At 28.5% G+C, this 827-nt stretch carries 1 protein-coding gene; it reads left to right on the forward strand.

The annotated features are described in order from the left end of the window. The first annotated feature begins 25 nt into the window (after positions 1 to 25). Positions 26 to 262, forward strand: a complete 237-nt coding sequence (locus tag HMPREF0013_RS0105905) for a hypothetical protein (RefSeq protein ID WP_000152660.1) — start codon at positions 26 to 28, stop codon at positions 260 to 262. Positions 263 to 827 lie beyond the last annotated feature (565 nt).

Here is an 827-nt window from a genome sequence, read left to right on the forward strand (position 1 = left end):
ACAGGATATTTATAAGGATTTTAAAATGACAATTATCACATTGCTTGATGTTGAGACGAAGAAGAAGGTGATAGTTCGGTCCGTAATAGACCCAATAGCAAGAATAGACAAAAAAGGGAATATACAAATTATTCAAATTCATAAATGGCTATATGATGAATCTGGAGATTTCGTTGATGAAGACTTATATGAGGCACTCAACAATGGAGAAGTTGGAATATACTTAACTTTGCAGTATATGATCATTGATATTGAAAATTAATTATTTTTTATTTTTAGTCAGTTTGAGTTCTTACTCTCTAGAGCCTAATGGTTACTGCACATAAGACCTTATTAAGTATTACCTATTGATGGGCACATATTCTTTATAAGTCTTGATAAGTAAAAAAATTATGTAGGCTAAAAATAAAACCATTTAAAAAAAGAAATCTTTATCTATTTAAATATGAATATTTGATATTTTTAATTCAATCCCTATTGCTAGTGCTTAAATATTATGCCAATATGAAGTTGGAAATATTTCCGAATAGATATTTCCTATTTCAGGTTTAAGCGTTTTTTTCGCTAAGTCCATTTCTGAATAAAAATAGGAAGTGGGCTTTTTTATTTTTAAATATTTCTGTATTATCAGTGTGTTGCTGTAGGTAACACTAAACCTTGTTGATCAGCGCAAATATCAAAAAGGGGAGCTTGCCTACTAGGCAAGCTTTTTAAATTGATCAACTAAACACAATAATCCATTTCAAAGCTCATTAGAAAAATCAAACTTCCCTAGCTTTTATTCGTACTAATTTATTGAATCTAATCGTCTTTATAATTTTAAAAAA

Origin of the sequence: Acinetobacter sp. SH024 (genome assembly GCF_000163635.1) — a bacterium.
GTDB classification, from domain to species: Bacteria; Pseudomonadota; Gammaproteobacteria; order Pseudomonadales; family Moraxellaceae; genus Acinetobacter; species Acinetobacter pittii.